The organism is Streptomyces sp. P17 (assembly GCF_032436805.1).
Taxonomy (GTDB): Bacteria; Actinomycetota; Actinomycetes; order Streptomycetales; family Streptomycetaceae; genus Streptomyces.
Genome location: NZ_JAVRBF010000470.1, coordinates 1 through 348, shown reverse-complemented (window position 1 = coordinate 348; position 348 = coordinate 1). Strand labels below are relative to the sequence as shown.

The window sequence follows — 348 nt, the reverse complement described above, 5'->3', positions numbered from 1 at the left end:
CCCAGCTCTAGCGCATGGTGCATTTGCAAATCCGCGAAGTCGTGGCGCGCCAACCGCGTAATCGCTGTCACATCGATACGATAAAGGGGGATTGCATAGCCGCCAATGCCGGGGAACAGCGATTCATCATGAGACATCGACAGCAACAAGCCCTTATTGGCCAGCAAAGCGCACGCACTATCCACAATCTCTGCATCGATCTGCATGCGCTGCAACAAATGAAAGCGCGCCATTACCGCTGACGACAATTGCCGATGTTCACCAAAGAGCGGCAGAGCACCCTGACCCACTTTAGCCACCAGGCCAGTGCGCACGATGCCCAGTTGCGCAATACTCCGTGGTGCAGCG

The 348-nt window shown here is 56.3% G+C and carries 1 protein-coding gene; it reads right to left on the bottom strand.

Annotated features, from left to right (window positions below; genetic code table 11):
- On the bottom strand, positions 1–314 hold a 314-nt coding region (locus tag RMT89_RS41750; protein WP_315888978.1), incomplete at its 3' end, for a hypothetical protein.
- Positions 315–348 lie beyond the last annotated feature (34 nt).